Source organism: Patulibacter sp. NPDC049589 (assembly GCF_040675535.1).
In the GTDB taxonomy this organism is placed as follows: Bacteria; Actinomycetota; Thermoleophilia; order Solirubrobacterales; family Solirubrobacteraceae; genus Patulibacter.
This window is the reverse complement of record NZ_JBFAPC010000029.1, coordinates 13,111-35,049: the sequence shown is the minus strand read 5'-3', so window position 1 is coordinate 35,049 and position 21,939 is coordinate 13,111. Positions and strand designations below refer to the sequence as shown.

25 protein-coding genes, 1 tRNA gene and 1 pseudogene are annotated in these 21,939 nt (G+C 73.8%); 16 read left to right on the top strand and 11 right to left on the bottom strand.

The features are described 5' to 3' along the window. Positions 1-209 precede the first annotated feature (209 nt). From AB0L40_RS07920 to AB0L40_RS07910, 3 genes are read left to right on the top strand one after another with little or no spacing between them, the layout of a single operon-like run. A complete protein-coding gene (locus tag AB0L40_RS07920; protein WP_364351756.1) occupies positions 210-1,352 on the top strand; it encodes a phosphotransferase family protein in 1,143 nt (380 codons plus the stop codon). Beyond that, entirely contained in the window at positions 1,349-1,792 is a 444-nt protein-coding gene (locus AB0L40_RS07915) for a hypothetical protein (protein WP_364351753.1), read from the top strand. The genes AB0L40_RS07920 and AB0L40_RS07915 overlap by 4 nt, the downstream gene beginning before the upstream one ends. Further along, complete coding sequence (locus AB0L40_RS07910) at positions 1,789-2,892, top strand: TIGR03857 family LLM class F420-dependent oxidoreductase (RefSeq protein WP_364351750.1); 1,104 nt, start codon at positions 1,789-1,791, stop codon at positions 2,890-2,892. Before AB0L40_RS07915 ends, AB0L40_RS07910 begins: the two co-directional genes overlap by 4 nt. A gap of 67 nt (positions 2,893-2,959) precedes the next feature. Here the strand turns inward: AB0L40_RS07910 and AB0L40_RS07905 are convergent, their stop codons facing one another. Then, positions 2,960-3,403, bottom strand: coding sequence for a MarR family transcriptional regulator (locus AB0L40_RS07905; protein ID WP_364351747.1), 444 nt, complete (start codon positions 3,401-3,403; stop codon positions 2,960-2,962). A 148-nt stretch (positions 3,404-3,551) separates the two neighbouring features. Here AB0L40_RS07905 and AB0L40_RS07900 point away from each other — a divergent pair, with 148 nt between their 5' ends. Then, positions 3,552-4,742 (top strand): MFS transporter, encoded by a 1,191-nt coding sequence (locus AB0L40_RS07900; protein ID WP_364351789.1) that lies wholly within the window; start codon positions 3,552-3,554, stop codon positions 4,740-4,742. Positions 4,743-4,922: 180 nt separating this feature from the next. Further along, on the top strand, positions 4,923-6,227 hold the full coding sequence (locus tag AB0L40_RS07895) for a helix-turn-helix domain-containing protein (protein ID WP_364351744.1): 1,305 nt from the start codon (positions 4,923-4,925) through the stop codon (positions 6,225-6,227). A 27-nt stretch (positions 6,228-6,254) separates the two neighbouring features. Here AB0L40_RS07895 and AB0L40_RS07890 read toward each other — a convergent pair whose 3' ends face one another. Further along, positions 6,255-6,452 (bottom strand): hypothetical protein, encoded by a 198-nt coding sequence (locus AB0L40_RS07890; protein ID WP_364351741.1) that lies wholly within the window; start codon positions 6,450-6,452, stop codon positions 6,255-6,257. On the opposite strand from AB0L40_RS07890, the gene AB0L40_RS07885 reads away from it, so the two are divergent. Further along, positions 6,433-7,077 (top strand): GMC family oxidoreductase, encoded by a 645-nt coding sequence (locus AB0L40_RS07885; protein WP_364351738.1) that lies wholly within the window; start codon positions 6,433-6,435, stop codon positions 7,075-7,077. The genes AB0L40_RS07890 and AB0L40_RS07885 overlap by 20 nt on opposite strands. 21 nt (positions 7,078-7,098) lie before the next feature. On the opposite strand, the gene AB0L40_RS07880 is transcribed toward AB0L40_RS07885, so the two are convergent. Both AB0L40_RS07880 and AB0L40_RS07875 read right to left on the bottom strand, forming a co-directional pair. After that, on the bottom strand, positions 7,099-7,443 hold the full coding sequence (locus AB0L40_RS07880) for a hypothetical protein (protein ID WP_364351735.1): 345 nt from the start codon (positions 7,441-7,443) through the stop codon (positions 7,099-7,101). Positions 7,444-7,589: 146 nt separating this feature from the next. Continuing rightward, a complete protein-coding gene (locus AB0L40_RS07875; RefSeq protein WP_364351732.1) occupies positions 7,590-8,333 on the bottom strand; it encodes a hypothetical protein in 744 nt (247 codons plus the stop codon). A gap of 112 nt (positions 8,334-8,445) precedes the next feature. Here AB0L40_RS07875 and AB0L40_RS07870 point away from each other — a divergent pair. The 6 genes and pseudogenes from AB0L40_RS07870 (at position 8,446) to AB0L40_RS07845 (ending at position 12,863) form a co-directional block, all read left to right on the top strand. Then, a tRNA-Ala gene (locus tag AB0L40_RS07870) sits at positions 8,446-8,518 on the top strand. Between the two features lie 418 nt (positions 8,519-8,936). Continuing rightward, complete coding sequence (locus tag AB0L40_RS07865; protein WP_364351729.1) at positions 8,937-10,067, top strand: hypothetical protein; 1,131 nt, start codon at positions 8,937-8,939, stop codon at positions 10,065-10,067. Then, positions 10,051-10,875: a GSU2403 family nucleotidyltransferase fold protein gene (locus AB0L40_RS07860; protein ID WP_364351726.1), complete on the top strand. Its 825-nt coding sequence runs from the start codon at positions 10,051-10,053 to the stop codon at positions 10,873-10,875. Before AB0L40_RS07865 ends, AB0L40_RS07860 begins: the two co-directional genes overlap by 17 nt. Before the next feature lie 272 nt (positions 10,876-11,147). Continuing rightward, entirely contained in the window at positions 11,148-12,041 is an 894-nt protein-coding gene (locus tag AB0L40_RS07855) for an alpha/beta hydrolase (RefSeq protein WP_364351723.1), read from the top strand. 239 nt (positions 12,042-12,280) lie between these two features. After that, positions 12,281-12,405 (top strand): annotated as a pseudogene (locus AB0L40_RS07850) (recombinase family protein); the annotation flags it as partial. Positions 12,406-12,572: 167 nt separating this feature from the next. Further along, positions 12,573-12,863, top strand: a complete 291-nt coding sequence (locus AB0L40_RS07845; RefSeq protein WP_364351720.1) for an excalibur domain-containing protein — start codon at positions 12,573-12,575, stop codon at positions 12,861-12,863. Between the two features lie 88 nt (positions 12,864-12,951). Here AB0L40_RS07845 and AB0L40_RS07840 read toward each other — a convergent pair whose 3' ends face one another. Continuing rightward, positions 12,952-13,203: a hypothetical protein gene (locus AB0L40_RS07840; protein WP_364351717.1), complete on the bottom strand. Its 252-nt coding sequence runs from the start codon at positions 13,201-13,203 to the stop codon at positions 12,952-12,954. A gap of 431 nt (positions 13,204-13,634) precedes the next feature. Between AB0L40_RS07840 and AB0L40_RS07835 the strand changes: the two genes are divergently transcribed. Continuing rightward, complete coding sequence (locus tag AB0L40_RS07835; RefSeq protein WP_364351714.1) at positions 13,635-13,931, top strand: peptidoglycan-binding domain-containing protein; 297 nt, start codon at positions 13,635-13,637, stop codon at positions 13,929-13,931. A 70-nt stretch (positions 13,932-14,001) separates the two neighbouring features. On the opposite strand, the gene AB0L40_RS07830 is transcribed toward AB0L40_RS07835, so the two are convergent. Together AB0L40_RS07830 and AB0L40_RS07825 are read right to left on the bottom strand one after the other, a co-directional pair. Beyond that, positions 14,002-15,051, bottom strand: a complete 1,050-nt coding sequence (locus AB0L40_RS07830; protein WP_364351711.1) for an NAD(P)-dependent alcohol dehydrogenase — start codon at positions 15,049-15,051, stop codon at positions 14,002-14,004. A gap of 40 nt (positions 15,052-15,091) precedes the next feature. After that, positions 15,092-15,505 carry a cupin domain-containing protein gene (locus tag AB0L40_RS07825; RefSeq protein ID WP_364351708.1) on the bottom strand — a complete coding sequence of 138 codons (414 nt, stop codon included), beginning with the start codon at positions 15,503-15,505 and terminating at the stop codon, positions 15,092-15,094. 122 nt (positions 15,506-15,627) lie between these two features. Between AB0L40_RS07825 and AB0L40_RS07820 the strand changes: the two genes are divergently transcribed. The 3 genes from AB0L40_RS07820 (at position 15,628) to purE (ending at position 18,307) form a co-directional block, all read left to right on the top strand. Further along, the gene (locus AB0L40_RS07820) at positions 15,628-16,503 is read left to right on the top strand and encodes a helix-turn-helix transcriptional regulator (protein ID WP_364351705.1); all 876 of its coding nucleotides are present in this window, start codon (positions 15,628-15,630) and stop codon (positions 16,501-16,503) included. A 78-nt stretch (positions 16,504-16,581) separates the two neighbouring features. Beyond that, positions 16,582-17,757 (top strand): 5-(carboxyamino)imidazole ribonucleotide synthase, encoded by a 1,176-nt coding sequence (locus AB0L40_RS07815; protein ID WP_364351702.1) that lies wholly within the window; start codon positions 16,582-16,584, stop codon positions 17,755-17,757. 40 nt (positions 17,758-17,797) lie between these two features. After that, the gene (gene purE, locus AB0L40_RS07810; RefSeq protein WP_364351699.1) at positions 17,798-18,307 is read left to right on the top strand and encodes a 5-(carboxyamino)imidazole ribonucleotide mutase; all 510 of its coding nucleotides are present in this window, start codon (positions 17,798-17,800) and stop codon (positions 18,305-18,307) included. 9 nt (positions 18,308-18,316) lie between these two features. Here the strand turns inward: purE and AB0L40_RS07805 are convergent, their stop codons facing one another. The 4 genes from AB0L40_RS07805 to AB0L40_RS07790 are packed head-to-tail and all read right to left on the bottom strand — an operon-like array spanning position 18,317 to position 21,740. Then, on the bottom strand, positions 18,317-18,733 hold the full coding sequence (locus AB0L40_RS07805; RefSeq protein WP_364351696.1) for a DUF202 domain-containing protein: 417 nt from the start codon (positions 18,731-18,733) through the stop codon (positions 18,317-18,319). A gap of 19 nt (positions 18,734-18,752) precedes the next feature. Continuing rightward, positions 18,753-19,733: a VWA domain-containing protein gene (locus AB0L40_RS07800; RefSeq protein WP_364351693.1), complete on the bottom strand. Its 981-nt coding sequence runs from the start codon at positions 19,731-19,733 to the stop codon at positions 18,753-18,755. Further along, the gene (locus tag AB0L40_RS07795) at positions 19,730-20,641 is read right to left on the bottom strand and encodes a DUF58 domain-containing protein (RefSeq protein ID WP_364351690.1); all 912 of its coding nucleotides are present in this window, start codon (positions 20,639-20,641) and stop codon (positions 19,730-19,732) included. Before AB0L40_RS07795 ends, AB0L40_RS07800 begins: the two co-directional genes overlap by 4 nt. A gap of 7 nt (positions 20,642-20,648) precedes the next feature. Further along, on the bottom strand, positions 20,649-21,740 hold the full coding sequence (locus tag AB0L40_RS07790; RefSeq protein ID WP_364351786.1) for a MoxR family ATPase: 1,092 nt from the start codon (positions 21,738-21,740) through the stop codon (positions 20,649-20,651). Positions 21,741-21,939 lie beyond the last annotated feature (199 nt).

Sequence of the window (21,939 nt, the reverse complement as noted above, 5' to 3'; positions counted from 1 at the left end):
GGTCGCCGCGGATGCCCCGCGTGCCCGCCGGGCCCGCGTCTCCCGATCCATGACATCCCGGGGAATCCGCGCGCTAGAACCGTCAGACGTGCCCCTTGCGGGTGGCCCCGGTCCGCCAGACGAGAGGTCTTCGTGATGCTCGTCACACACGTCCTCTCGGGCGGTCTACGTTCGGCCCAGTAGTCCCCGAAGCACCCCCCTGGAGCACCATGCCCGCGACGCAGAGTCGGCAGGTCGAGCGCACGCTCGGCGAGGAACTCGAACGGAAGATCCGGAGGCGCGGCGACGCGATCCACCAGCCCGCCGATCCCGGGACGACGCGGGAGCGGCTCCAGGCCTTCCTGTCCGCGGAGCTCGACGAGCCGTTCGCGCTCGGCGACGTGCGGCGGCTCACCGGCGGTGCGTCGGCGGAGCAGTTCACCTTCGAGCTGGAGCGGGGAGGCGTCACGGAGAAGCTCGTCCTGCGGATGGATCCGCCCGCCCAGCTCCTGCCGGGAAACCGGCTCCGCGAGTTCCAGGTGATCCGGGCCGTCGCCGGCGTGCTGCCGGTGCCGCGCGCCCTCTGGGTCGCCGACGCCGACTCGCCCTTCGGGACGTCCGCGCTGATCACGAGCTTCGACCGCGGCGTCGCCGCGCCGACCGGCGTGGTCGGCAAGGCCACCGGCCTCTCCACCGCCTACGGCGACCACCGCGCGGCGCTCGCCCCGCAGTACGTCCAGCACCTCGCGAACCTGCACACGCTGGACTGGTCCGGGGCCGACCTCTCCGCGCTCGACGTCCCCGCCGAGGGCACGACCGAGGCCGTCGACCGGCGGATCGCGCTGTGGGACCGGATCTGGGCCGAGGACGCGTACGAGGCGCACCCGACGGTCGCGCTCGCGAGCGCCTGGCTGTGGGAGCACCGACCGGTCGTCGACCACGTCTCGCTGATCCACGGCGACTACCGCAACGGCAACTTCCTCTTCGACGAGGCGACCGACGAGATCACCGCCGTCCTGGACTGGGAGACCGCGCACCTCGGCGACCGCCACGAGGACCTCGCCTACATGATGCTGCCGGGCTACGGCCACCGGGACGACGAGGGGCGCTACCTCTGCGCCGGGCTCGAGACCGCGGAGACGATCATCGCCGACTACGAGCGGCTCTCCGGCCTGACCGTCGACCGCGAGCGGCTGCGGTACTACACGGTCCTGAACATGTACTGGGCGATCATCGCCTGCATCGGCACCGCCCCGCGCCTGGCCGGCGAGCGGATGACCCACAACGGGCCGATGCTCAACGTCGTCCCCGGGCTCGCGGCGTTCTTCATCGCCGAGCTCAACACGATCCTGCGCGAGGAGTCGTCCCGATGATGCCCACCGTGACGCAGACGCTGAGCACGATGCGCCTGACCCTGGAGCAGACCGTCCTGCCCGCCCTGCCCGCCGACGGCGCGTTCGTGCAGGAGCAGGTCGGCCTGATGATGGCCACGCTCGACTGGCTCGTCGACGTCCACGAGTCCGAGTACCGCTACGAGCTGACCGAGAACGAGGAGTACCGGGCGTTCTTCGCGGCCGTCGGACGCGAGACCGACGCGGCCCCGCCCGCCGGCGACCTCGCGGCGCTGCGCGACCAGACCCGCGCGCTCAAGCGGGCTGCGGCCGACCTGGTCGGCGACGACGAGCCGGCGCGCGAGCTGCTGCTCGGCCTGGCGGAGCGGCAGGGGCGCCGCGAGCAGGCGTGGTTCCGGATGACGGGCTTCCCCGAGGACGTCCCGGGCGACATCGCGACCGTGCTGGCGGGTGCCCGATGAGCGCGCTCCCCGACCCGATCGACGAGCTCGGCATCTACCTGCTCCCCGGCCGCGTCACCAACTCGTACGAGGGCGTCACCCAGGCGATCGAGGCGGAGCAGCTCGGCCTGACGTCTGCTTGGATCGCCGAGCGCTTCGACACGAAGGAGCTCGGCGTCCTGTCCGGTGCGGTGGCCGCGTCGACGCAGCGGATCAAGGTCGGCATGGGCTCGATCGCCACGAGCACCCGCAACCCGATCGTCGCCGCGGCGATGGGCGCGACGTTCGTGTCGGCCTTCCCCGACCGCCTGCTGCTGGGCCTCGCCCGCGGGCTGAAGGGCATCAACGACAAGCACGGCATGCCGTCGCAGAACATGCAGGGCTTCGAGGACTACACGGAGATCCTGCTGAAGCTCTGGCAGGGCGAGGAGGTCTCCTACGACGGGCCGGCCGGGTCGTACCCGTCGCTCAGGATGCCCGACCCGCCGGGCGCCAAGCGGCCGCCGATCATCCTCTCGAGCTGGGCGCCGAAGGCGAAGGCCACGGCGATCGCCGCCCGCCACTACGACGGCGTCTTCATCGGCTGCGAACTCACCGTCGAGGCGACGAAGAACATCTGCGACCGCCTGCGCGCGGAGTGCGAGCGCATCGGCCGCGATCCTGCGTCGCTGTGGATCTGCAACACGATGCTCTGCGCGCCCGACCTGACGGACGAGGAGATGAACCTGCAGATGGAGGCGCGCATGGTCACGCACCTGTCGTTCCCCTCGATCGGGCAGCTGATCATGGAGGAGAACGGCTGGGACCAGGAGCCGCTGGACCGCGTCCTCGCGCACCCGCAGATGCAGGGCGGCGAGATCGCGGACCAGGCGTTCACGCGGCAGGAGCTCGCCGACCTCGGCGCGACGCTGCCGAGCCACTGGGTCAAGGACGGCTGCGCCGTCGGCACCTCCGCCGAGGTCGTCGACCGCCTGCGGGAGTACCTCGACGCCGGCCTCGACCACCTCGTCCTGCACGGCTCGTACCCGAGCCAGCTGACCGACATGATCCGGATCTGGCGCGAGACCGGCGGGCGCCACGCGACCGTGGCGGGGGACCCGGGGGTCCAGGCGACCGCCTGAGCACCTCGTCGGCGCCGCCGGGTCGCCGCGCGCTCGTGGGCGCGGCGCGCGCCCGCCGCCCTCTGTGTCAGGCGTGCAGCGCCTGCAGGGCGTCGACCAGCGGCGCGAGCTCGGGCAGCTCGCGCGCGTCGTCCAGTGCAGCGGTCAGGACCCGGTCGTGGGTCGGTCGGGCGGCCTCCAGGAGCTCGCGGCCCTCGGGCGTGAGCTCCGTGTAGATCCCCCGGCGGTCCGTCGGGCAGAGGAACCGCGCGAGCAGCCCGCGGTCCTCAAGGCGCGTCACGAGGCGCGTCGTCGCGCTCTGGCTGAGGACGGCGGCGTTCGACAGCTGCTGCATCCGCATGTGGTGCTCGTCCTGGCGGTCCAGGACGTCGAGCACCGTGTACTCGCTGACGCTGACGCCGTGCTCGGCCGACAGCGCCCTCGCGAGGCCGTCCTCGATGCGTGCGTGCAGGGCGGCGAGCGTCCTCCAGCCCTGGGCTCGGGCCTCGATCGCGTCGGCGGGCATGGTCACGGCGGGGTCTCCGGGGTCGTCGCGTTGCAGAGCAGAACGATGCGTGCAAAGATAGCCCGCGTAAGCAATGACCCGCGTCTGCAACTACTGTGGTCGCGGGTTGTCTGCACCCGCAACTCTACTCCCCGAGGAGCGCCCGATGAAGCGCATGCCCCTCGCCCTCGTCGCGCTGGCCGTCAGCGCGTTCGGCATCGGCACCACCGAGTTCGTGATCGCCGGGCTGCTGCCCGAGGTCGCCGCCACCTTCGACACCTCCGTCCCGACCGCGGGCCTGCTGATCTCGATCTACGCGCTGGGGGTCGCGATCGGCGCGCCGATCATCACGGCGGCGACGACGCGGCTGCCGCGCAAGACCGTGCTGATGAGCCTCATGGGGCTCTTCATCGCCGGCAACCTCGTGTCGGCGATCGCCCCGACCTACGCCGTCCTGATGGTCGGCCGGGTCCTCGCCGCGCTCTGCCACGGCGCGTTCTTCGGCATCGGCGCCGTCGTCGCCGCGAGCGTCGTCGCCCCCGAGCGCCGCGCCCAGGCGATCGCATTGATGTTCACCGGCCTGACGCTCGCCAACGTCCTCGGCGTCCCGTTCGGCACCCTGCTCGGGCAGCAGCTCGGCTGGCGCTCGACGTTCTGGGCGGTCACCGGGCTCGGCGTGATCGCGATGATCGGCCTGCTGGCGCTCGTCCCCCGGCAGCCCGGATCGACCGTCGGACTGCGCGGCGAGCTCGTGGCGTTCCGCCGCCGTGGCGTCTGGCTCGCGTTCGCCATCACCGCGCTCGGCTACGGCGGCGTCTTCGCGTCCTTCACCTTCGTCGCGCCGATGATGACCGAGGTCGCGGGCTTCTCCGACGGGGCGATCACCGCGCTCCTGATCGTCTTCGGCGTCGGGCTGGTGCTCGGCAACCTCTACGGCGGGCGGCTCGCGGACCGCGGCCTGATGCCGGCGATCCACAGGATCCTCACCGGGCTGCTGGTGGTCTCGATCGTCTTCGCGTTCACGATCCACTCGCAGGTGGGCGCCGTGATCACGCTCTTCGCGTTCGGCTTCGCGGGCTTCGCGACCGTCCCGCCGCTGCAGTCGCTCGTGATGCACCACGCGCCGGAGTCGCCGACCCTGGCGTCGGCGGGCAACATCGCGGCGTTCAACCTCGGCAACGCGATCGGTGCGTGGCTGGCGGGCCTCGCGATCGGCGCGGGCCTCGGCTACACGGCCCCGAACTGGGTCGCGGCCGGCATGGTCGCCGCGGGCCTCGGCGTCGCGATCCTGGCGTCCCGGCTGGAGGCCCGGGACGCGCGCCGCGGGGTCGTGGCGGTGGGCACGGCGCGGCCGGTGGCGGGCTGACCGCGGGTCGCACACGACGAGGCCCGCGGGGGTGTCCGGCGTCCCCCGCGCCGGTGTCGCCGGGAGGGCGGCCCGGGGCGCCCCGGGCGCGTCCGCCCCGCATTGATCCCAACCGGCCGTGCGCACGGCGTAGGCTGGCGATCGCCCGGTTCCGCCCCGACCCGAGGAGCGTCGTTCGCGATGCTGATGCACGAGTCCTCCGCGCCAGCCCGGCGCACCCCCGAAGCCCCGCCCGCGCCGCTACGGAGCGAGCTCCTGTCCGCCCTGACGACGGGCGAGCTCTCCCGCGGGCGGCTGATGGCGACGTCGCTGCACGGCCGGATCCCCGAGCTCGGTGACGCCTCGGGCCACGCCACCCTGTACGCCGAGACCCAGGCCTGCTGCGCGGCCCACGTGTCCGCGATCCTGCAGCTGCTGGAGACCGGGGACCCGCTCGACGGCGTCACCGTCCCGGACGCCGGTCGCGAGTACGCGGTCAGCCTCGTGCACCGCCGGATCCCGCTCGCGGTGCTGATGCGGGCCTACCGCGTCGGGCAGAACCACCTGTGGACGACCTTCGCCGAGCGCCTGCGGCCGGTGGCCGCGAACGAGGCCGAGTCCGTTCAGGCGCTGGAGGCCGTCGCCGCGTTGCTCTTCGAGTACGTCGACCGCGTCGCCCGCGAGGTCTCCGACGTCTACCAGGAGGAGCGCGACCAGTGGGTCCGCAGCGCCTCCGCCGTGCGGGCCGACACCGTGCGGGAGCTGCTCGACGGCTCGCCGGTGGACGTCGACGTCGCGTCGCGGCGGCTCGGCTACGAGCTGCGGGGTCGGCACGTCGGCCTCGTGCTCTCGGCCGATCCGACGGCGGGTCGGCATCCCGAGCCCGGTGGCCTCGAGCGCGCCGCATCCCGCGCCGCCGTGGCGCTCGGCGCTCGGGATCCGCTCGTCGTCCCCGTGGGACGGTCGGTGCTCTGGGCCTGGGTCCCGGCCCCCGCCGAGGAGGACGCCGACCTCGCCGCGAGGCTGGAGGCCCGCGTCCTCGAGCCGGGGCTGCAGCTCGCGGCGGGCCGGCCGGCGAGCGGTCCCGACGGGTTCCGGATCACGCACGAGGAGGCTCGTCACGCCGCCGAGCTCCACGGCGATCTCGAGGGCCACGGCACCGGCGTCGCGTCCTACCGCGCGCTCGAGCTCGTCTCGCTGCTGTCGGCCGATCCCGAGCGGGCGCGCCGGTTCGTCCAGCACGAGCTCGGCCCGCTCGCCGGGGACGACGCCGCGAGCGCGAGCCTGCGCGAGACCGCCCTCGCCTTCCTCGACCACGGCGGCAGCCACCAGGCCGCGGCCCAGCAGCTGCACGTGCACAAGAACACGGTCTACACCCGGGTGCGCCGCGCGGAGCGCGAACTCGGCGTGCCGGTCGCCCCGGGCCGCGCCGCGCTGCACGCGGCGCTGACGCTGGCGGTCACGACGCCCCGGCGGGTCGTCGGGGAGCGGGCCGCCGAGCACTGACGCCGGGGCGGGGGTGCCGGCCGCCGATCAGCGGACGGCACCGGGGCCGGATTCGGGGTGGACGTGCCGGGACGCCGGCCGGACCGGCCCCGGCACGCCGTCCGCGCCGTAGTCGTTGAACGCGACCACGCAGCGGCGCTGGACCTGCATCGTCGGCTCGTCGGCGGGCGCGGCGAAGAGGGACGCGCGGAACTTCTGGACCTCGGTGGAGAAGCCGCCCCACACGATGTCGTTCTTCGGCTGCCTGGTGGGGCTCGTCGCCACCTCGTCCCGCGCCGCGGCGGCCGGCCGGCGCAGCGACCTGCAGACCCTCGTGATGTCGGGCCCCTACGTCGGCAACAACGGCGGGGCGCTCCCGGACGCGCCGTCGCCGGCCACGGTCGACGTCGTCCTGAACCCGATCCTCTACGCGCCCGAGAGCACCGGCCGCGTCGAGGTTCTCGGCGCCGACCCGGCCGTCCGGCCGCGCATCCACTACGGCTACCTCGCGTCCGCCGGCGACCGCGAGCGGCTCCGCGAGGCCGTCCGCCTGACCGCCGACGTGCTCGCCGCGCCGGAGTTTCGCGACCTGATCGCCGACGACGCGGGTGCCCCCGGGGAGGCCACGCGCGCGGACGACGACGCCCTGGACGCCTGGCTGCGCGCGAACCTCCAGAGCACCCTGCACGGCTGCGGCACCTGCCGGATGGGCTCGGACGACGACTCCGGCGCCGTCGTCGACGAGCACTGCCGGGTCCGGGGTGTCGAGGGCCTGCGGATCGCCGACCTCTCGGTCGTCCCGCGCGTCCCGTCGGCGCCGACCAACGCGACGGCGACGGTGGTGGGGAAGCGGGTCGCGGGCTGGATGTAGCTGCGTCGGCGAGCGGTGGGGTCAGTGCACCCCGTCGAGCTCCGGGTCCTCGCTCGTGCCCTCGAGCATCCCGGTGAGGAACGCGACGGCCAGGGGGCCGTCGGAGCCCTCGAGCGCGGCGGTCGCGAAGGCGGTCACGCGGTCGGGGTCGTGCAGCCCTGACGCGGCGGCGTAGACCTCGTCGGCGATCCGCAGCAGCGCGGACTCGTTCCGCGCGGCGTCGGCGGCGGCCTGCAGCCCGCCCTGCCAGCCGGTGCCGCCCTCGGCGTCCCCGGCGTCGCCCGTGACGAGGGCGACGGCGACGGCCTCCCCGTGGTGGCGAAGTCGCTCCTCGCGCGCGTTCTCCCGTCCCGGTCGGTTCGTCACGACGAGCATCTTGCCGGGCCGGCGCCGCGCGTGATGGGTGGGGTGGACGGGCGGTCCCCGAGGCGGCGCGCGAGCCCCGGCACCGACGTTCTCGGCGACGACCGACACCCGGGTTGGGGGTCGACGATCGCGGGCGGGCGACGGGACTACTGCCCGACGCAGGCCTGCCCGTCGCCGTCCGGGTCGTGCGGCGGATCCGCCCCCGGGGCGACCCGGAACGCGTGCCCGATCTCGGCGCACGAGAGCCCGAGGTACTCGGCGGGGGAGACGAGCTGGGTGCCGCTGCTGCCGGACCCGGGACCCGAGGTGCGGCGGACCGCGCGGCGGGCGCGGGAGACGGAAGCGCGCGTCGCCGTGGTGCTCGCGAGGTCGTCGGCGGCCCGGGCGTCGGCCAGTGCGTCGTCCGCTCGGCCGGCCGTCAGCGCGACCCGCGCCCGGTCGAGCAGCCGCGCCTGTCGGAACCGCACGCGCTCGGCTCCGGTCACGCGCGTCTCGCGCCCCCGGCACACGCCCGGCGCCCGCCACGACAAGGCGACGTACGAGTCGACCGTCCGCGTGCGCGCCCGCACGAGCGCCGTCCGCCGCACCCGGTCCGGGTCCGCCGCACAGGCCGCGCGCCGACGCCGCAGATCCCCGACGTCGAGCCCGCCGTCGCCGCGCAGCACCACCGTCTCGACGGTCCCGGGCGCACGGGGCACGTCGCAGTACCCGCGAGCGTCTGATGACCCGGTGATCTTCCCGCCGAGCCGGTCACACGTCGCCGCCTGCCGCGCGACCCCGTCGCCGTCGCCACCCCGCGTGAGGATCACCGCGGCGAGCGCGACGAGCACCAGGACGAGTGCCCCGATCACCACGGGCAGTCGACGCCGCTCGTCGGACCGGGCACTCATCGGCCTGCGCGCCCGTCGGACGCGGGCGAGAGGCCCTCGGGGGCGGACATCACGGCGGCCACGGTACCGACCACCGCCGCGCGGCCGTCACCTCGCTACCCTTGCCGTTCGCGGGGCCTTAGCTCAGTTGGTAGAGCATCTGCTTTGCAAGCAGAGGGTCGGGGGTTCGAATCCCCCAGGCTCCATCGGAAGAACCGATCCGCGAAGGCGAGCGGGTAGCAAACCCGCCTGATCAGTGGGGACGCGGAATCGCAGTGAGCGACGCGATCTCGCCGACCCGAGCCGTGGAGCGCCCTGAGCGCCAGGACTCGGTGCAGCAGGCTGATCAGGCACCGCTGGGGGCGAGCGGGTCGGGCACGGGGCGAAGCAGGTGGCAAGCCGGGTCGTCAGGGCATCGCGTCGGAAGGCTGGGAGCAGACGTCGCTCTGGGCGCCGCCGCACCCAGAGCGGTCTCACGCAGGTGGGATCCAGCGCTGTTGAGTTGCGCCTCCTGCCCGGCAGCGCCCTCGCATCCGTGCTGGCACGAGCGGCGCTCGGCGCTGGAGAGCGTGTCGTCGAGACTCGAAGTAGGCAAAACGCCGGACCGCTGGTAGTTTCGTGTAAATGCCGTCTTCCGCTTCAGGCAGAACAAGCTCTTTTCGCGAAACAACGAAGCCGACCGACCCGGCCGAGATTCTTCGCCTGGGGATCGAAGCCCTGCAGGAGCGGCTCCCTCCGGGCTGGGCGCTCTCGGCTCGCCAACAGCGTCCGTGGCGTGGCGATGACGGCTTCGACGACGTGCTCGATCTCGACGGTCCCGGTGGTGCGCGCGCGTCGTTCGCGGTCCAGGTGAAGGGCCTCGTGACCACGCGAGACGTCCTCGGCGTGCTCGATCAGCTGCAGCGATCGATACAGGCTGGTGACTTGGCGAAGAAGTCACTCTTGCCCTTCGTCATCGCGCGCTACCTCGCGCCGGAGACGCGCGAGCGCATCATCGCCGAAGGAGCCGGATACGCGGACGCGACGGGGAACGTCTATCTGGCCCTCGAGCGGCCGGCGATCTTCATGCGGGATCGCGGTGCCGATGCGGATCCGTGGCGTGGTCCGGGGCGGCCGCGGGGGACGCTCAAGGGGCAGCCGGCGGCGCGGGTGGTGCGCGCGCTGGCGGACTTCGCTCCCCCGTACGCGGTGCCGGACCTGGCGGATCGTGCCGGTGCCTCGCGAGGGGCGACGTATCGCGTGGTCGAGTTCCTGGAGAGCGAAGCGCTCCTCGACCGTGAGCGGTACGGGCCGATCACCGCGGTCCGCTGGCGGGCGGTGCTGGAGCGCTGGAGTCAGGACTACGGTGTCGCGTCCACCAACGCGGTCCGGACGTTCCTCGAGCCCCGCGGTCTGTCGGCTCTCACCGAGAAGCTGAGGGCGAACCCCGCGCTCGGCTACGTCCTGACCGGCACGGTCGCCGCGGAGCGCCTGGCGTCCTACGCGCCGGCGCGACTCGCCACGCTCTACGTCCGCGACACCGCGGAGGTCGCCGACGCGCTCGGGCTGCGCGAGGTCGAGCGAGGTGCGAACGTCGCGCTGGCGTCCGCCGCCTTCGACGTCGTGTTCGACCGCGGGGAGACCGTCGACGGGCTCCGGATGGCGGCTGCGAGTCAGGTCGCGGTAGACCTGCTCACCGGTCCGGGCCGGAACCCGGGCGAGGCGGTCGCGCTGCTCGACTGGATGGAGGGCAACGAAGATGCCTGGCGGCGCTGACCTGCTCGTCGCCGCACGGACGGCGCTCCTCGACGCACTGGAGGCGCTGGCGGACCACCGGGAAGCGCTCGTCCTCGTCGGCGCCCAGGCGGTCTACCTCCACACCGGCAACGCACCGGTTGCGCTCGCCGAGGCGACGAAGGACAGCGACCTCGCGATCGACCCCCGCATCCTGGACGACGAGCCGCTGCTCGACCGGGTCATGCGCAGCGCCGGGTTCCATCTCGACGTCACCCGCCCGCAGCCGGGCAGCTGGCTCTCGCGCACCGGGATCCCGGTGGATCTGATGGTGCCGGAGGCCCTCGCCGGCCCCGGGAAGCGCGGTCGGCGTGGCGCGCGGATCCCGCCGCACGACAACGCTTCGACGCGCCGTACGCCGGGACTCGAGGCAGCAGTCGTCGATCACGCACCCATGACCGTGACGGCGCTCGACCGGTCCGACGCCCGATCGATCGAGATCGCGGTCGCCGGCCCCTCGGCGCTCCTGGTCTCCAAGCTGCACAAGCTCGCCGAGCGCGTCGACGACCCAGGTCGGCTCGTGGACAAGGACGCGCACGACGTCTATCGCCTGCTCGTCGCGACGGACACCGCAAAGCTCGCCGACACGCTGACGACCCTGACCGCCGACGAGCTGGCCGGGCCTATCACGACCGCCGCCGTCGTGCACCTCGCCGAGCTCTTCGGTCGGCCCGACGCGCTCGGGGCGACGATGGCGGGCCGGGCGGAAGAGCTCGTCGGCGATCCGGCGGTCGTGGCCGCGGCGGTCGCGCTCCTCGCGGACGACGTCCTCGCCGCGCTCGAGCGCTAGAAATAGCGGGCTCAACTCGCCGGAAACCGCCAAACCACCTGATTGCAAGCAGAGGGTCGGGGGTTCGAATCCCCCAGGCTCCACCTCACAGGACGCTGTCTGCAACAGGGGTTCTGGCCTCTCCGGCGTCGAAACGCGGACGCCCTGGCTGTGAAGTTGATCGCTATGTGGCGCGAACGTCGCAGCGCTCGTTGGCGCTGGCCCGCCGTCCGGAAGGGATGGGTTGCTGGGACGCGTGACGCGTTAGCCGCTCTGAGCGTTACGGTCGACCGGTGCGTGAGGAGCAGGTGGAGGTTCCGGGTGGGTCTCTGTGGACCGTCACCCACGGCCTTGGTCCGCCCCTAGTCCTGTGCCATGGAGGCCCAGGCCTCTCGGACAACCTCGGTCCGTTGGCGTCGCTGATCGACGACGAGTTCCGGGTCCATCGCTTCGATCAGCGAGGAGCTGGACGGTCCTCCACCAGCGGACCGTTTGACGTGCCGACGTTCGTTGCGGACCTTGAGGTGCTGCGGCGGCACTGGGGCCACGACCGGTGGGTCGTTGGTGGGCACTCGTGGGGCGCGACGCTTGCCGTGCTCTACGCGCTGGCCCACCCTGACCGCGTCGACGCAGTGCTCTATGTCGCTGGCACCGGAATCAGGTGGGGCTGGCAAGAGGAGACCCGGCGACACCGCCTCGCTCGGTTGACCGACGCCGAGCGCGCGGAACTCGCCCTTCTCGAGTCGCAGGACCATCCGCTCTCGCCCGATGCGCAGCGGCGCGTTCTTCGACTGATGTGGCAGACGGACTTCGCTGATCCCGCCCGCGCAGCGGAAGTGCTCGCCCGTGAGCCGCTCTACGCGTTTCCGCGCGACCCGCGCGTGTTTCGCGAGGTGTCCGCGAGCCTGAAGCATGAGCTGGAGGGACCGGTGGAAACGTCCTTGCGGCACCTGGCGGCGCCGGTCTTGGTGTTGCACGGAGACCACGACGCCGACCCCAGCCGAACCCGCCGGGTCGCTGACCTTGCCCCCGCCGGCCGGTTCTGCGAGATAGAGCGCGCCGGACACTCGCCGTGGCTCGAACAACCCGATGCCGTCGGCACCGCCATCCGTCAGTTCTTGTCGGAATCGCCTTCTGAACCCGCCGGCATGCAGGACGGGCACCGTCCCGCCGAGGACGCGCGGTGAACCCGAGGGACGATGCACGATCGAGGCGCGGGCCAGGCCGGAGCGGCCGGGTACGGTGCGTCGATGACGGTCCGGGCGGCGGTCTTCGACCTCGGTGGCGTGCTCGAGGTCGTGGACGACGACCGGTGGCAGCGGGAGTGGACGGCACGCTGGGAAGACGCCGCCGGGCGTGAGCGCGGCGCGCTGGAGGCCGGCGCCGATCCCGCGACGGCTTCCGCGCTGGAGGGCAGGACGATTCCCCGACCGACCCCGTCGGGCGGCTGCTCTTCAACGTCTGGCGATGGTCGCCGAGTTCGAGTCCGACCTGATCCGCATGCGCACCCGCGAAGGGCTCGAGGTCACCCGTGCGGCCGGCAAGCGGCGCCAAGTAGCGATCACAGAGCCGTGCCATGTAGCGATCAACTCCACATCCCTGCGCGAGCCGCTCGGTGCGCTACCCGCCCCATTCGTCGAGGGTTCCGGCTTCTGCGCAAGGACGCTGCCGCCCGGGCCGACGACACCGGTGCCCACCTCACGAGGAGCAGCACCACCATGCGTCGTTCCGTCCTGATCGTCCTGGCCCTGTCCGCGTCGGTCGGCATCGCCGTCCCGGCGGCCGCCACCGGCAGCGCCCACCCAGCCGTCGTCGCCAAGGCGAGCAAGAAGAAGCAGCGGTGCGACCCGAACTATCGAGGGCGCTGCCTGAAGCCCAACGTCTCCGACTACGACTGCGCGGGTGGGAGCGGCAACGGGCCGTACTACGTGCGCGGCCCGGTCCGGGTCGTCGGCCAGGACCACTACCGCCTCGACGCCGACCACGACGGCGTCGGCTGCGAGCGCTGACCGGGGCGGCCCGCGGCGCCTGAGGACGGTGGGCGTTCCGACGCCGTCGATGCCTGCTCCGACGGGCGAGCGCCGTCGTCGCGGTGCCTCAGCCCCCGAGCACGATCGCCGAGAACTCCAGCCGCGTGCGGAGCTCGGCGATCTGGTCCGCGACTGCCAGGATCTCGGCGCTCGTGACCGGGTGACGGGCGGTCATCTCGGTGCTGAGGCGGGTCAGCTCGTCGACGATGTCGTCGGAGACCGTGCGGTTCCGGGCACGGAGGGGCGCCGCCTGCCGGGGCGGTAGTCGGGCCTGGTGGGCGACGCGGGTCGGCGCTGCGGAGACGGTGCGAAACGGCACGGTCTCCGTTGTAATCGACGGATCAGTTGTGCGGGGCGAACGTCAACGGGTGGACGATGCGTTGATGGGACGGCCAGTATCGGTGGCCGATGGTGGGCGGGCCGCAGGCTGCGATCGCACGCAGAGCGCCCTCTGTAGGGCACCCGGGGTGGGGGTGGTCGTCGTGGGTTCGCGCCGGGCGAGGGAATGACGACCAGTCCCGTGACGACGGCCCGGCGCCGGGGGGTGGTCGTCGTGGGGTCGCCCTGGGCGAGGGAATGACGACCAGTCCCCGCGAGGGCGGTGGCGCCCGGGGGATCGAGGCCGGGCCGGCGTGGACGCGTTCCGGCCACCCCGAACGCTGTCCGAACACGGGCGAACGGGCCCCGGATCGGCACGAACGCACGTTCGCTTGCACGCCGTCCGAGGCGTTCCAGAGGATCGGTCGGGCCATGAGCACCATCGCCCAGCCCCTTCCCGCCCTCCGCCCGCGCCGCCGCCCGACGCCGCGCCTGCTCGCCGTCGCGCTGATGCCCGGCGCGGCGTCGGCCGCCGACGTCGTCCCGGCCATCCACGCCGGCGAGGCCCAGGAGCGCCTCGTCGACCTCGGCCTGTTGCCGCCGGCCGCCGTGACCGGCGCCTGGAACGTCGCGACCGTCGACGCGGTCCGGCGCTTCCAGGCCGGTCACGGCCTCGAGCCGAGCGGCGTCGCCGGGGTCGCGACGGTCCAGCGACTGCGGGGCGCGTGAGCGGCCGGGCGGCGCGCCACCGGCGGCGCGCTCGCGAGGGTCCGCGGCGGCGCGCGGACCGTTTACCCGGTCAGGCCGTCGCCAGCGTCGAGGAGTCGATCACGAAGCGGTAGCGGACGTCGGACTTCATGACGCGCTCCCAGGCCTTGTTGATCGATTCGGCGTCGATGACCTCGATCTCCGGCGCGATGCCGTGCTCGGCGCAGAAGTCGAGCATCTCCTGCGTCTCGCGGATGCCGCCGATGGCGGACCCGGCGAAGGTCCGGCGCTGCAGGAGCAGGCCGAAGACCGCCACGTCCATGGGCTCCGGCGGCGCGCCGACGTTCACCAGCGCGCCGTCGGTCGCGAGGATGCGGATGAACTTGTTGATGTCCATCTGGGCGCTGACCGTGTTGATGATCAGGTCGAAGCGGCCCGCGAGCGTCTCGAACGTCGACTCGTCGCTCGTCGCGTAGTAGTGGTCGGCGCCCAGGCGCTTGCCGTCCGCCTCCTTGCTGAGGGTCTGCGAGAGGACGGTGACTTCGGCGCCCATCGCGTGGGCGATCTTCACGGCCATGTGACCGAGGCCGCCGAAGCCGACGACCGCGACCTGCTTGCCCGGGCCGGCGTTCCAGTGCTGCAGCGGCGAGTACGTCGTGATGCCGGCGCAGAGCAGCGGGGCGGCGGCGTCGAGCTCGAGGCCGTCGGGGATGCGGACGACGAAGTCCTCGTTGACGACGACGTCGGACGAGTACCCGCCCTGCGTCATCGTGCCGTCGACGTCCGTGGACCCGTAGGTCCCCGTGTTGCCGCGGAGGCAGTACTGCTCGTCGCCCTTCTCGCAGTTCACGCACTCGCCGCAGGAGCCGACCATGCAGCCGACGCCGACGCGGTCGCCGACCGCGTGCTTGGTGACGTCGGACCCGACCGCGGCGACGATGCCCGCGATCTCGTGGCCGGGGACGAGCGGGTACTGGATCTCGCCCCACTCGCCGCGGACGGTGTGGATGTCGGAGTGGCAGATGCCGCAGAACTTGATGTCGATGTGGACGTCGTGCGGGCCGACGTCGCGGCGCTCGATCGTGAGCGCCGAGAGGGGATCGGTGGCGGAGGTACCGCCGTAGGCGGAGGCGTTCGACATAGGGAGGTCCTTGGGTGGGAGGGAGGGAGTGCCGGGTGGCTCAGCCGTCGATCGACGGCTGCGCGGCGTACTGCTCGTCGGTCACGTGTGCGCCCCAGACGACGGGGACGCCGTGGTCGTCGGCCTGCTGCATCGCGACGTGGACCATGAAGCGGGTCGCGGACGCGCCGTGCCAGTGGTTCTCGCCGGGGGCGAAGAAGACGCGGTCCCCGGGACGGATGACCTCGATCGGGCCGCCCTCGCGCTGGCAGAGGCCGACGCCCTCGGTCACCCAGACGGTCTGGCCGTGGGGGTGCGTGTGCCACGCCGTGCGGGCACCCGGGGTGAAGTGGACGTTGGCCGCCGACAGGCGGGACGACGCCTCGGGCGCCGCGATCGTGTCGATGAAGACCGATCCGGTGAACCAGTCGGCCGGCCCCGCCGCGGTCGGGAGCGTGTTGCGCGTGATGTTCACGGTCTGCACGATGCCACCGACCGGGGCGGGCGTGAAGCGGCGGGTTCCGTCCCGGGAGGGATCGCTCCCGGGGAGCGAACTGTCCCCCTCGGAGGACGCGCGCCCGGTGGGACAATGCGCGGATGAGCGACGGCACCGCCAACCGGAACGAGCTCGGCGCGTTCCTGAAGGCCCGCCGCGCGGAGCTCTCGCCGGACGCGGTCGGGCTGCCCGACACCGGCACGCCGCGGCGGGTCCCCGGCCTGCGGCGCGAGGAGGTCGCGCAGCTGGTCGCGATCAGCACCGACTACTACACGCGCATCGAGCAGGGCCGCATCCGCGCGTCGGGCCCGGTGCTCGACGCGATCGGCCGGGTCCTCTCGCTCGACGAGACCCAGACGGCGTACCTGCTCGGGCTCGCCGGCCGGACGAGCGACCGGCCCCGGCGCCGCGCCCCGCAGCGCCTGCACCCCCAGATGCGCCGGCTGCTGGACCAGCTGACCGAGAGCCCCGCGCTGGTGGTCGGCCGCCACCACGACATCCTGGGCTGGAACCCCCTCGCCGCGGCGCTGATCGCGGACTTCGGCGCGATCCCGGAGCAGCGCCGCAACTACATGCGGATGATGTTCACCGACCCCGACGTCCAGGGGCTCTTCCCCGACTGGCAGAGCGTCGGCCGGATGTGCGTCGCGTCGCTGCGGCTCGAGGCCGCGCAGTTCCCCGACGACCCGCGCCTGGCAAGCCTCGTCGGCGAGCTCTCGATGAAGAACGCCGACTTCCGCGAGTGGTGGGCGGCCCGCCACGTGCAGAGCGCCGCCACCGGGACGAAGACCTTCCGCCATCCCGTCGCCGGCGACATGGCGCTGGACTGGCAGACCCTCGCCTGCCCGGCGGACCCCGAGCAGCACCTGACGATCTACTCCGCGGAGCCCGGGACTCCCGCGCACCAGGCGCTGCGGTTCCTCGCGTCTTGGGCGGCGGAGCACGTCGAGGCGCCGGCGGCGGGCGCGGCGGACTGAGGCCGGTGGCTCCAGGCTGAGGCGACGACGCGGCCCTCGCGCCGCCGGCCACCGCCCGCGAACTACCCTACGTCCCGCATGGCCGACCTCCTGAACCCGCGTCCGCCCGCCCCGGAGGGCGCACCGCGTCGCCCGCGACTGGGGATCCTCGGCGCGGGCCAGCTCGCGCGGATGGACCAGCAGGCCGCGATCGCGCTCGACGTCGACCTGCGGCTGCTGGCCGACGGTCCCGGCGACGCCGCGGTGCTGGCGGGGGCCGAGGCGCTCGTCGGCGACCACGGCGACCTCGACGTCCTGCGCGCCTTCGCGGCCGGCGTGGACGTCGTGACGTTCGAGTTCGAGGGCGTCGACAACGCGCTGCTGCAGACGCTCGTCGACGAGGGCCACCGGCTCGTCCCCACGCCCACGGCGAAGCTCTACGCGCAGGACAAGCTCCACCAGCGCCGTGGCCTGGGCGCCGCGGGCTTCCCGGTCCCGCCGTTCGAGCAGGCACGGACCGCCGACGAGGTCGCCGCGTTCGCCGCGACGCACGGCTGGCCGGTCGTCCTGAAGGCCCCGCGCGGCGGCTACGACGGCCGCGGCGTCGGCGTGATCGCGGACGTCGCGGAGGCCGACGAGTTCCTCGCGCCCCTCCCCGACGGCGCGCTCGTCGAGCCGGCGCTGACGATCGTCCGCGAGCTCGCGGTCCAGGTCGCCCGCACCTCCGACGGCACCGCCGTGGCGTACCCGGTGGTCGAGACCGTCCAGGTCGACGCGATGCTCCGCGAGCTCGTCGCGCCCGCCGGGGTCGACCCGGCCCTGGCCGCCGAGGCGTCGGACCTGGCGCTGCGGATCGTCGAGCACATCGGCGCGACGGGCCTCGTCGCCGTCGAGCTCTTCCTCACCCCCGACGGGCTGCAGGTCAACGAGCTGGCGATGCGGCCCCACAACTCGGGGCACTACTCGATCGAGGGCGCCGTGACGTCGCAGTTCGAGCAGCACGTCCGCGCCGCGCTGGACTGGCCGCTGGGCTCGACCGCGCTGACCGCCCCGGCCGCGGTGACGGTCAACGTCGTCGGCCCGGCCGACGGGAGCGACCCGCGCGAACGCCTGCCGGCCGCGCTCGCGGTCGCGGGCGCGCACGTCCACCTGTACGGCAAGGGCGCGCGCGCCGGCCGCAAGCTCGGCCACGTCACGGCCCTGGGCCCCGACGCGGCGACCGCCCGCGCGACCGCGTGGCGCGCCGTCGAGATCCTCGAGGGGACGGCGTCGTGATCCCCGTCACCGCCCGCCGCACCACCACCCGGAGCACCGCATGAGCACCCCCGTCGTCGGCATCGTCATGGGCAGCGACTCGGACCTGCCGACCATGCTCGCCGCCGCCGAGGCGCTCGACGAGTTCGGCATCGCCCACGAGGTCCGCGTCGTCTCGGCGCACCGCGCGCCGCGCGACATGATCGCCTACGGCACCGAGGCCCACGAGCGCGGGATCCAGGTGATCATCGCCGGCGCCGGCGGGGCCGCCCACCTGCCCGGCATGCTCGCGTCGACCACCCCGCTGCCCGTCATCGGCGTCCCGGTCCCGCTCAAGCACCTCGACGGGATGGACTCCCTGCTCTCGATCGTCCAGATGCCCGCGGGCGTCCCCGTCGCGACCGTGGGCATCGGCAACGCGCGCAACGCGGGCCTGCTCGCCGCCCGCATCCTCGCCACCGGCGACCCGGACCGCACGGCGGCGATCCTCCGCGCCCAGGAGGCCCTCCTGGCGTCGTCGCACGAGAAGGACGCCCGCGTGGCGCGGGAGACCGGCCGCGCGGACGGCTGAGGGCGCGCCCTACGTCTCGAGCACGATCAGGACCAGCATCCCGAGGCCGATCGCGACGCCGAGCGCCGAGAGCACGAGGGTGACCGTGCGGTCCAGCAGCGGGAACGCGCCGCGGCGGAGGGCGTCCTCGACGGCGATCCGGCGCCGGTGGCCGTAGGCGATCGCCAGGACGCCGGCCAGCGCGAAGAGCACGCCCAGCAGCGTGTAGGGCCAGCGGTGCTTCGCGTCCGCGAGCTCCGGGACGACCCGGGCGGCGGCGAGCGACGCGGCCAGCGACGTCAGGCCGGTCCGCCACCAGGCGAGGTAGGTCCGCTCGTTGGCCAGCAGCGTCCGGCGGCTGTAGTCCCGCGCGTCGAGCGGCCGGGCGACGAGGTCCGCCTCGAGGCCCGCGTCTGCGGCGGGTGGGGCGTCGGCGGGCTCGGGCACCTCAGGGACGGTAGTGGCTCTACGCCACCCGGCTGCGCCAGCGCAGGCCCAGCCCGAGCGCCAGCGCCAGGGTCAGGAGCCCGCCGCCCGCGAAGCCGGCCGTGATCTCGCGCTGCTCGGCCTCGGACGCCACGCGCGTGCCGAGCGACTCGTAGATCTTCTTCAGCTCGCCCGCGTCGGCGACGGAGTACGACTCGCCGTCGGAGATCTGCGCGATCTGGCGCATCAGCTCGGGGTTGGGAGGCACCTCGACGACGCTGCCGTCGGAGTAGGTGACCGTGCCCTGCGGCGTGCCCAGGGACACGGTGTAGATCGGGATGTGGTCCTGCTTGGCGCGCTGCGCGGGGATCAGGGGGTCCTGGCCGCGCTGCGGGGTCCCGTCGGAGAGCAGGACGATCGCGCCGGGCGGCCGGGTGCCGTCGTTCTTGCTCGGGTCGCCCTCCGCCCGGATCGCGTCGAGGGCGACGTCGAGGGCGTCCTGGGTGAACGTGCCGCCGCTGGCCTGCAGGGCGTCGAGGCCCCGCTGCACGACGCCGCGGTCGGTCGTCGGCTCCTGCACGACGTTCGGGGTGTCGGAGAAGCCGACGAGGCCGATGCGCGTCTGCTTCGGGATCCCCTTCACGAACTGCTTCGCGGCGCTCTTCACGGCGTCCATGCGGGACGGCTGGACGTCGTCGGCGGCCATCGAGCCCGAGGAGTCGATGACGAGCGTCACCGTGGAGCGGGAGACGGGGGAGGAGACCGTGACCTCCGGGCGCGTCAGCGCGACCGACAGGAGCGCGACGGTCAGGGCCAGCAGCGCGATCGGCAGCCACCGGCGGTGCGACGGCTGGCCGGCCACGACGGCCTTCAGCGTGGCGGTCGCGGGCATCCGGATGGCGGAGCGCAGCCGCCGAGCCCGGGCGGCGTGGATGGCGTAGAGGCCCGCCGGGATCACCAGCAGCGTCAGCAGGAAGAGCGGCGCGTCCAGCGCGAACGCCAGCGGGGTGGCGACGGTCATCGCAGCGCCCGCCCGAGGTCGCGCAGCCAGTCGCCGTCGGTGCTGACGGCGAGGTGCTGGACGCGGCAGCGCCGCAGCCGCTCCGCGACGTCGGCGCGCCGCTCGGCCTCGGCGCGGCCGAACGCCTCGCGGACGCGGGGCGACGACGTGTCGACCTCGACGTGGTCGCCGTTCTCGGGGTCGACCATCACGACGATGCCGGCGTCGGGCAGGGCCTGCTCGCGCGGGTCGGAGACCTCCGCGACGATCACGCGGTGCTGGCGGGCCAGCATCGACAGCGAGCGTTCCCAGCGCGAGTCGTCGCGCAGGTCCGACGCGATCACGACGAGCCCCGGCCGCCGCGCCACGCGGTGCAGCCGCTCCAGCGCGCCGGCGAGGTCCTCGGTGTGGATCGACCGGTCCGCGGCGACGCCCTCCGCCAGCGCGCGGTCGACCGCGCCGAGCGCCGGCCGCCCGCCCTTGGGCGGCAGGACGCGCGTGGCGGACGCGTCGGCGCCCCAGCGCAGCAGCGCGACCCGGCCGCCGCGGCGGACGCCGAGCCGCGAGACGACGCGGACGACGCCCTCGGCGACGTCGGACTTCAGCCGGCGGGTGGTGCCGAACGCCATCGACGCGGACACGTCCAGGGCGATCCAGGTGGTCAGCGTGCGCTCCGGGACGTGCAGGCGCACGTGCGGCTCGCCCGTCCGCGCGCTGGCGGCCGGGTCGAGGTGGCGGACGTCGTCGCCCTCGACGTACGGGCGCAGCTGGCTGAGCTCGGTGCCGCTGCCGAGGCCGGCGGAGCGGTGCTCGCCCGGCAGGACGCCGTCGCTGCGGCGGGCCAGCGCGAGCTCGAGCGCCCGGACGGCGTGGCCGCCGATCCGGCCCGGTCCCTGCCGCCCGGGCGGGTCGATGAGCAGGTCGCTCACGCGGGCCTCAGGCGACGTCGGTCGCGGCGGTGCGACCGTTGTGGCGCTCCGGCGCGGCGGGGCCGTCGCTCCAGCGACCGTCGCCCGACGACGGGACCTGGGCCTCCGCCAAGAGCGGCGCGGGCTCGCCGCCGTTGGGGTCCACGGCGCGCAGCACGCGCTCGAGGACGTCGTCCGGGGTCAGTCCGTCGGCGTGCGCCTCGTAGGAGAGGACGAGCCGGTGGCGCAGGACGTCGAGCGCCAGGGCGCGCACGTCGCGGGACGTCACGTAGTCGCGGCCGCGCAGCACCGCGAGGGCCTGGGCTGCCTGGACGAGGCCGATCGGCCCGCGGGGGCTCGCCCCGACGTCGATCGCGCCGCGCAGCTCGCCGAGGCCGTAGCGCTCCGGGTGCCGGGTCGCGTCGGCCAGCGCGACGGCGAAGCGGACGACCTGCGGGTCGACGTGGGCGCCGCGGACGGTGTCGCGGTGCTGGAGCAGCCGCTCCGGCGTGATGATCTGGCGCACGTCCTCGGGCACGCCGACCGACGCGTGGACGACGGAGGCCTCGTCCTCGATCGTCGGGTAGCCGACGACGACCTTCAGCAGGAAGCGGTCGACCTGGGCCTCGGGCAGCGGGTAGGTGCCCTCGGACTCGATCGGGTTCTGCGTCGCGAGGACGAGGAAGGGCGACGGCAGCGGGAAGGTCTCGCCGCCGAGCGTGACCTGGCGCTCCTGCATGACCTCCAACAGCGCCGACTGGACCTTGGCGGGCGCGCGGTTGATCTCGTCCGCGAGCAGCAGGTTGCCGAAGACCGGGCCGAGCTGGGTCTCGAACGTGCCGGTGTCCGGGCGCCAGATCCGCGTGCCGACGAGGTCGGCGGGGACGAGGTCCGGCGTGAACTGCACGCGGCGGAACTGGCCGCCGAGCACGGTCGAGAGCGTCTTGACCGTCAGCGTCTTGGCGAGGCCGGGGACGCCCTCCAGCAGCACGTGGCCGCCGGACAGCAGCGCGACGAGCACCCGCTCGAGCATCGCGTCCTGGCCGATCACGACCCGCTTGACCTCGTGCAGCACGGCCTCCAGGTCGCGTGCGGCGTCCTCGATCGGCGTGCTGGCCACCGGCTGCGTGGCCTGCGGGTCGGTCGGGGGGTGCGGCGTGCTCACGGTGCGGTCTCCGGCGGTACGGGCGGTACGTCCCCGACGACGGTAGGCCGTCGGTCGTCACCTAGGGATAAGGACCCGTCCCCTCGGGGTGGGCCCGGGGAGCCGGCCGCCGGTGAGGACCGCGGGCTCCCGTGGATGCGTACGTCACTTCCTA

Excerpts from the sequence above, each read along its gene's own strand:
- AB0L40_RS07865 (WP_364351729.1), top strand. The coding sequence starts at position 8,937 with ATGCCGTCTTCCGCTTCAGGCAGAACAAGCTCTTTTCGCGAAACAACG.
- AB0L40_RS07910 (WP_364351750.1), top strand. The coding sequence starts at position 1,789 with ATGAGCGCGCTCCCCGACCCGATCGACGAGCTCGGCATCTACCTGCTC.
- AB0L40_RS07920 (WP_364351756.1), top strand. The coding sequence starts at position 210 with ATGCCCGCGACGCAGAGTCGGCAGGTCGAGCGCACGCTCGGCGAGGAA.
- AB0L40_RS07830 (WP_364351711.1), bottom strand. The coding sequence starts at position 15,051 with ATGTCGAACGCCTCCGCCTACGGCGGTACCTCCGCCACCGATCCCCTC.
- AB0L40_RS07800 (WP_364351693.1), bottom strand. The coding sequence starts at position 19,733 with ATGACCGTCGCCACCCCGCTGGCGTTCGCGCTGGACGCGCCGCTCTTC.
- AB0L40_RS07895 (WP_364351744.1), top strand. The coding sequence starts at position 4,923 with ATGCTGATGCACGAGTCCTCCGCGCCAGCCCGGCGCACCCCCGAAGCC.
- AB0L40_RS07820 (WP_364351705.1), top strand. The coding sequence starts at position 15,628 with ATGAGCGACGGCACCGCCAACCGGAACGAGCTCGGCGCGTTCCTGAAG.
- purE (WP_364351699.1), top strand. The coding sequence starts at position 17,798 with ATGAGCACCCCCGTCGTCGGCATCGTCATGGGCAGCGACTCGGACCTG.
- AB0L40_RS07835 (WP_364351714.1), top strand. The coding sequence starts at position 13,635 with ATGAGCACCATCGCCCAGCCCCTTCCCGCCCTCCGCCCGCGCCGCCGC.
- AB0L40_RS07860 (WP_364351726.1), top strand. The coding sequence starts at position 10,051 with ATGCCTGGCGGCGCTGACCTGCTCGTCGCCGCACGGACGGCGCTCCTC.
- AB0L40_RS07845 (WP_364351720.1), top strand. The coding sequence starts at position 12,573 with ATGCGTCGTTCCGTCCTGATCGTCCTGGCCCTGTCCGCGTCGGTCGGC.
- AB0L40_RS07900 (WP_364351789.1), top strand. The coding sequence starts at position 3,552 with ATGCCCCTCGCCCTCGTCGCGCTGGCCGTCAGCGCGTTCGGCATCGGC.
- AB0L40_RS07915 (WP_364351753.1), top strand. The coding sequence starts at position 1,349 with ATGATGCCCACCGTGACGCAGACGCTGAGCACGATGCGCCTGACCCTG.
- AB0L40_RS07875 (WP_364351732.1), bottom strand. The coding sequence starts at position 8,333 with ATGAGTGCCCGGTCCGACGAGCGGCGTCGACTGCCCGTGGTGATCGGG.
- AB0L40_RS07815 (WP_364351702.1), top strand. The coding sequence starts at position 16,582 with ATGGCCGACCTCCTGAACCCGCGTCCGCCCGCCCCGGAGGGCGCACCG.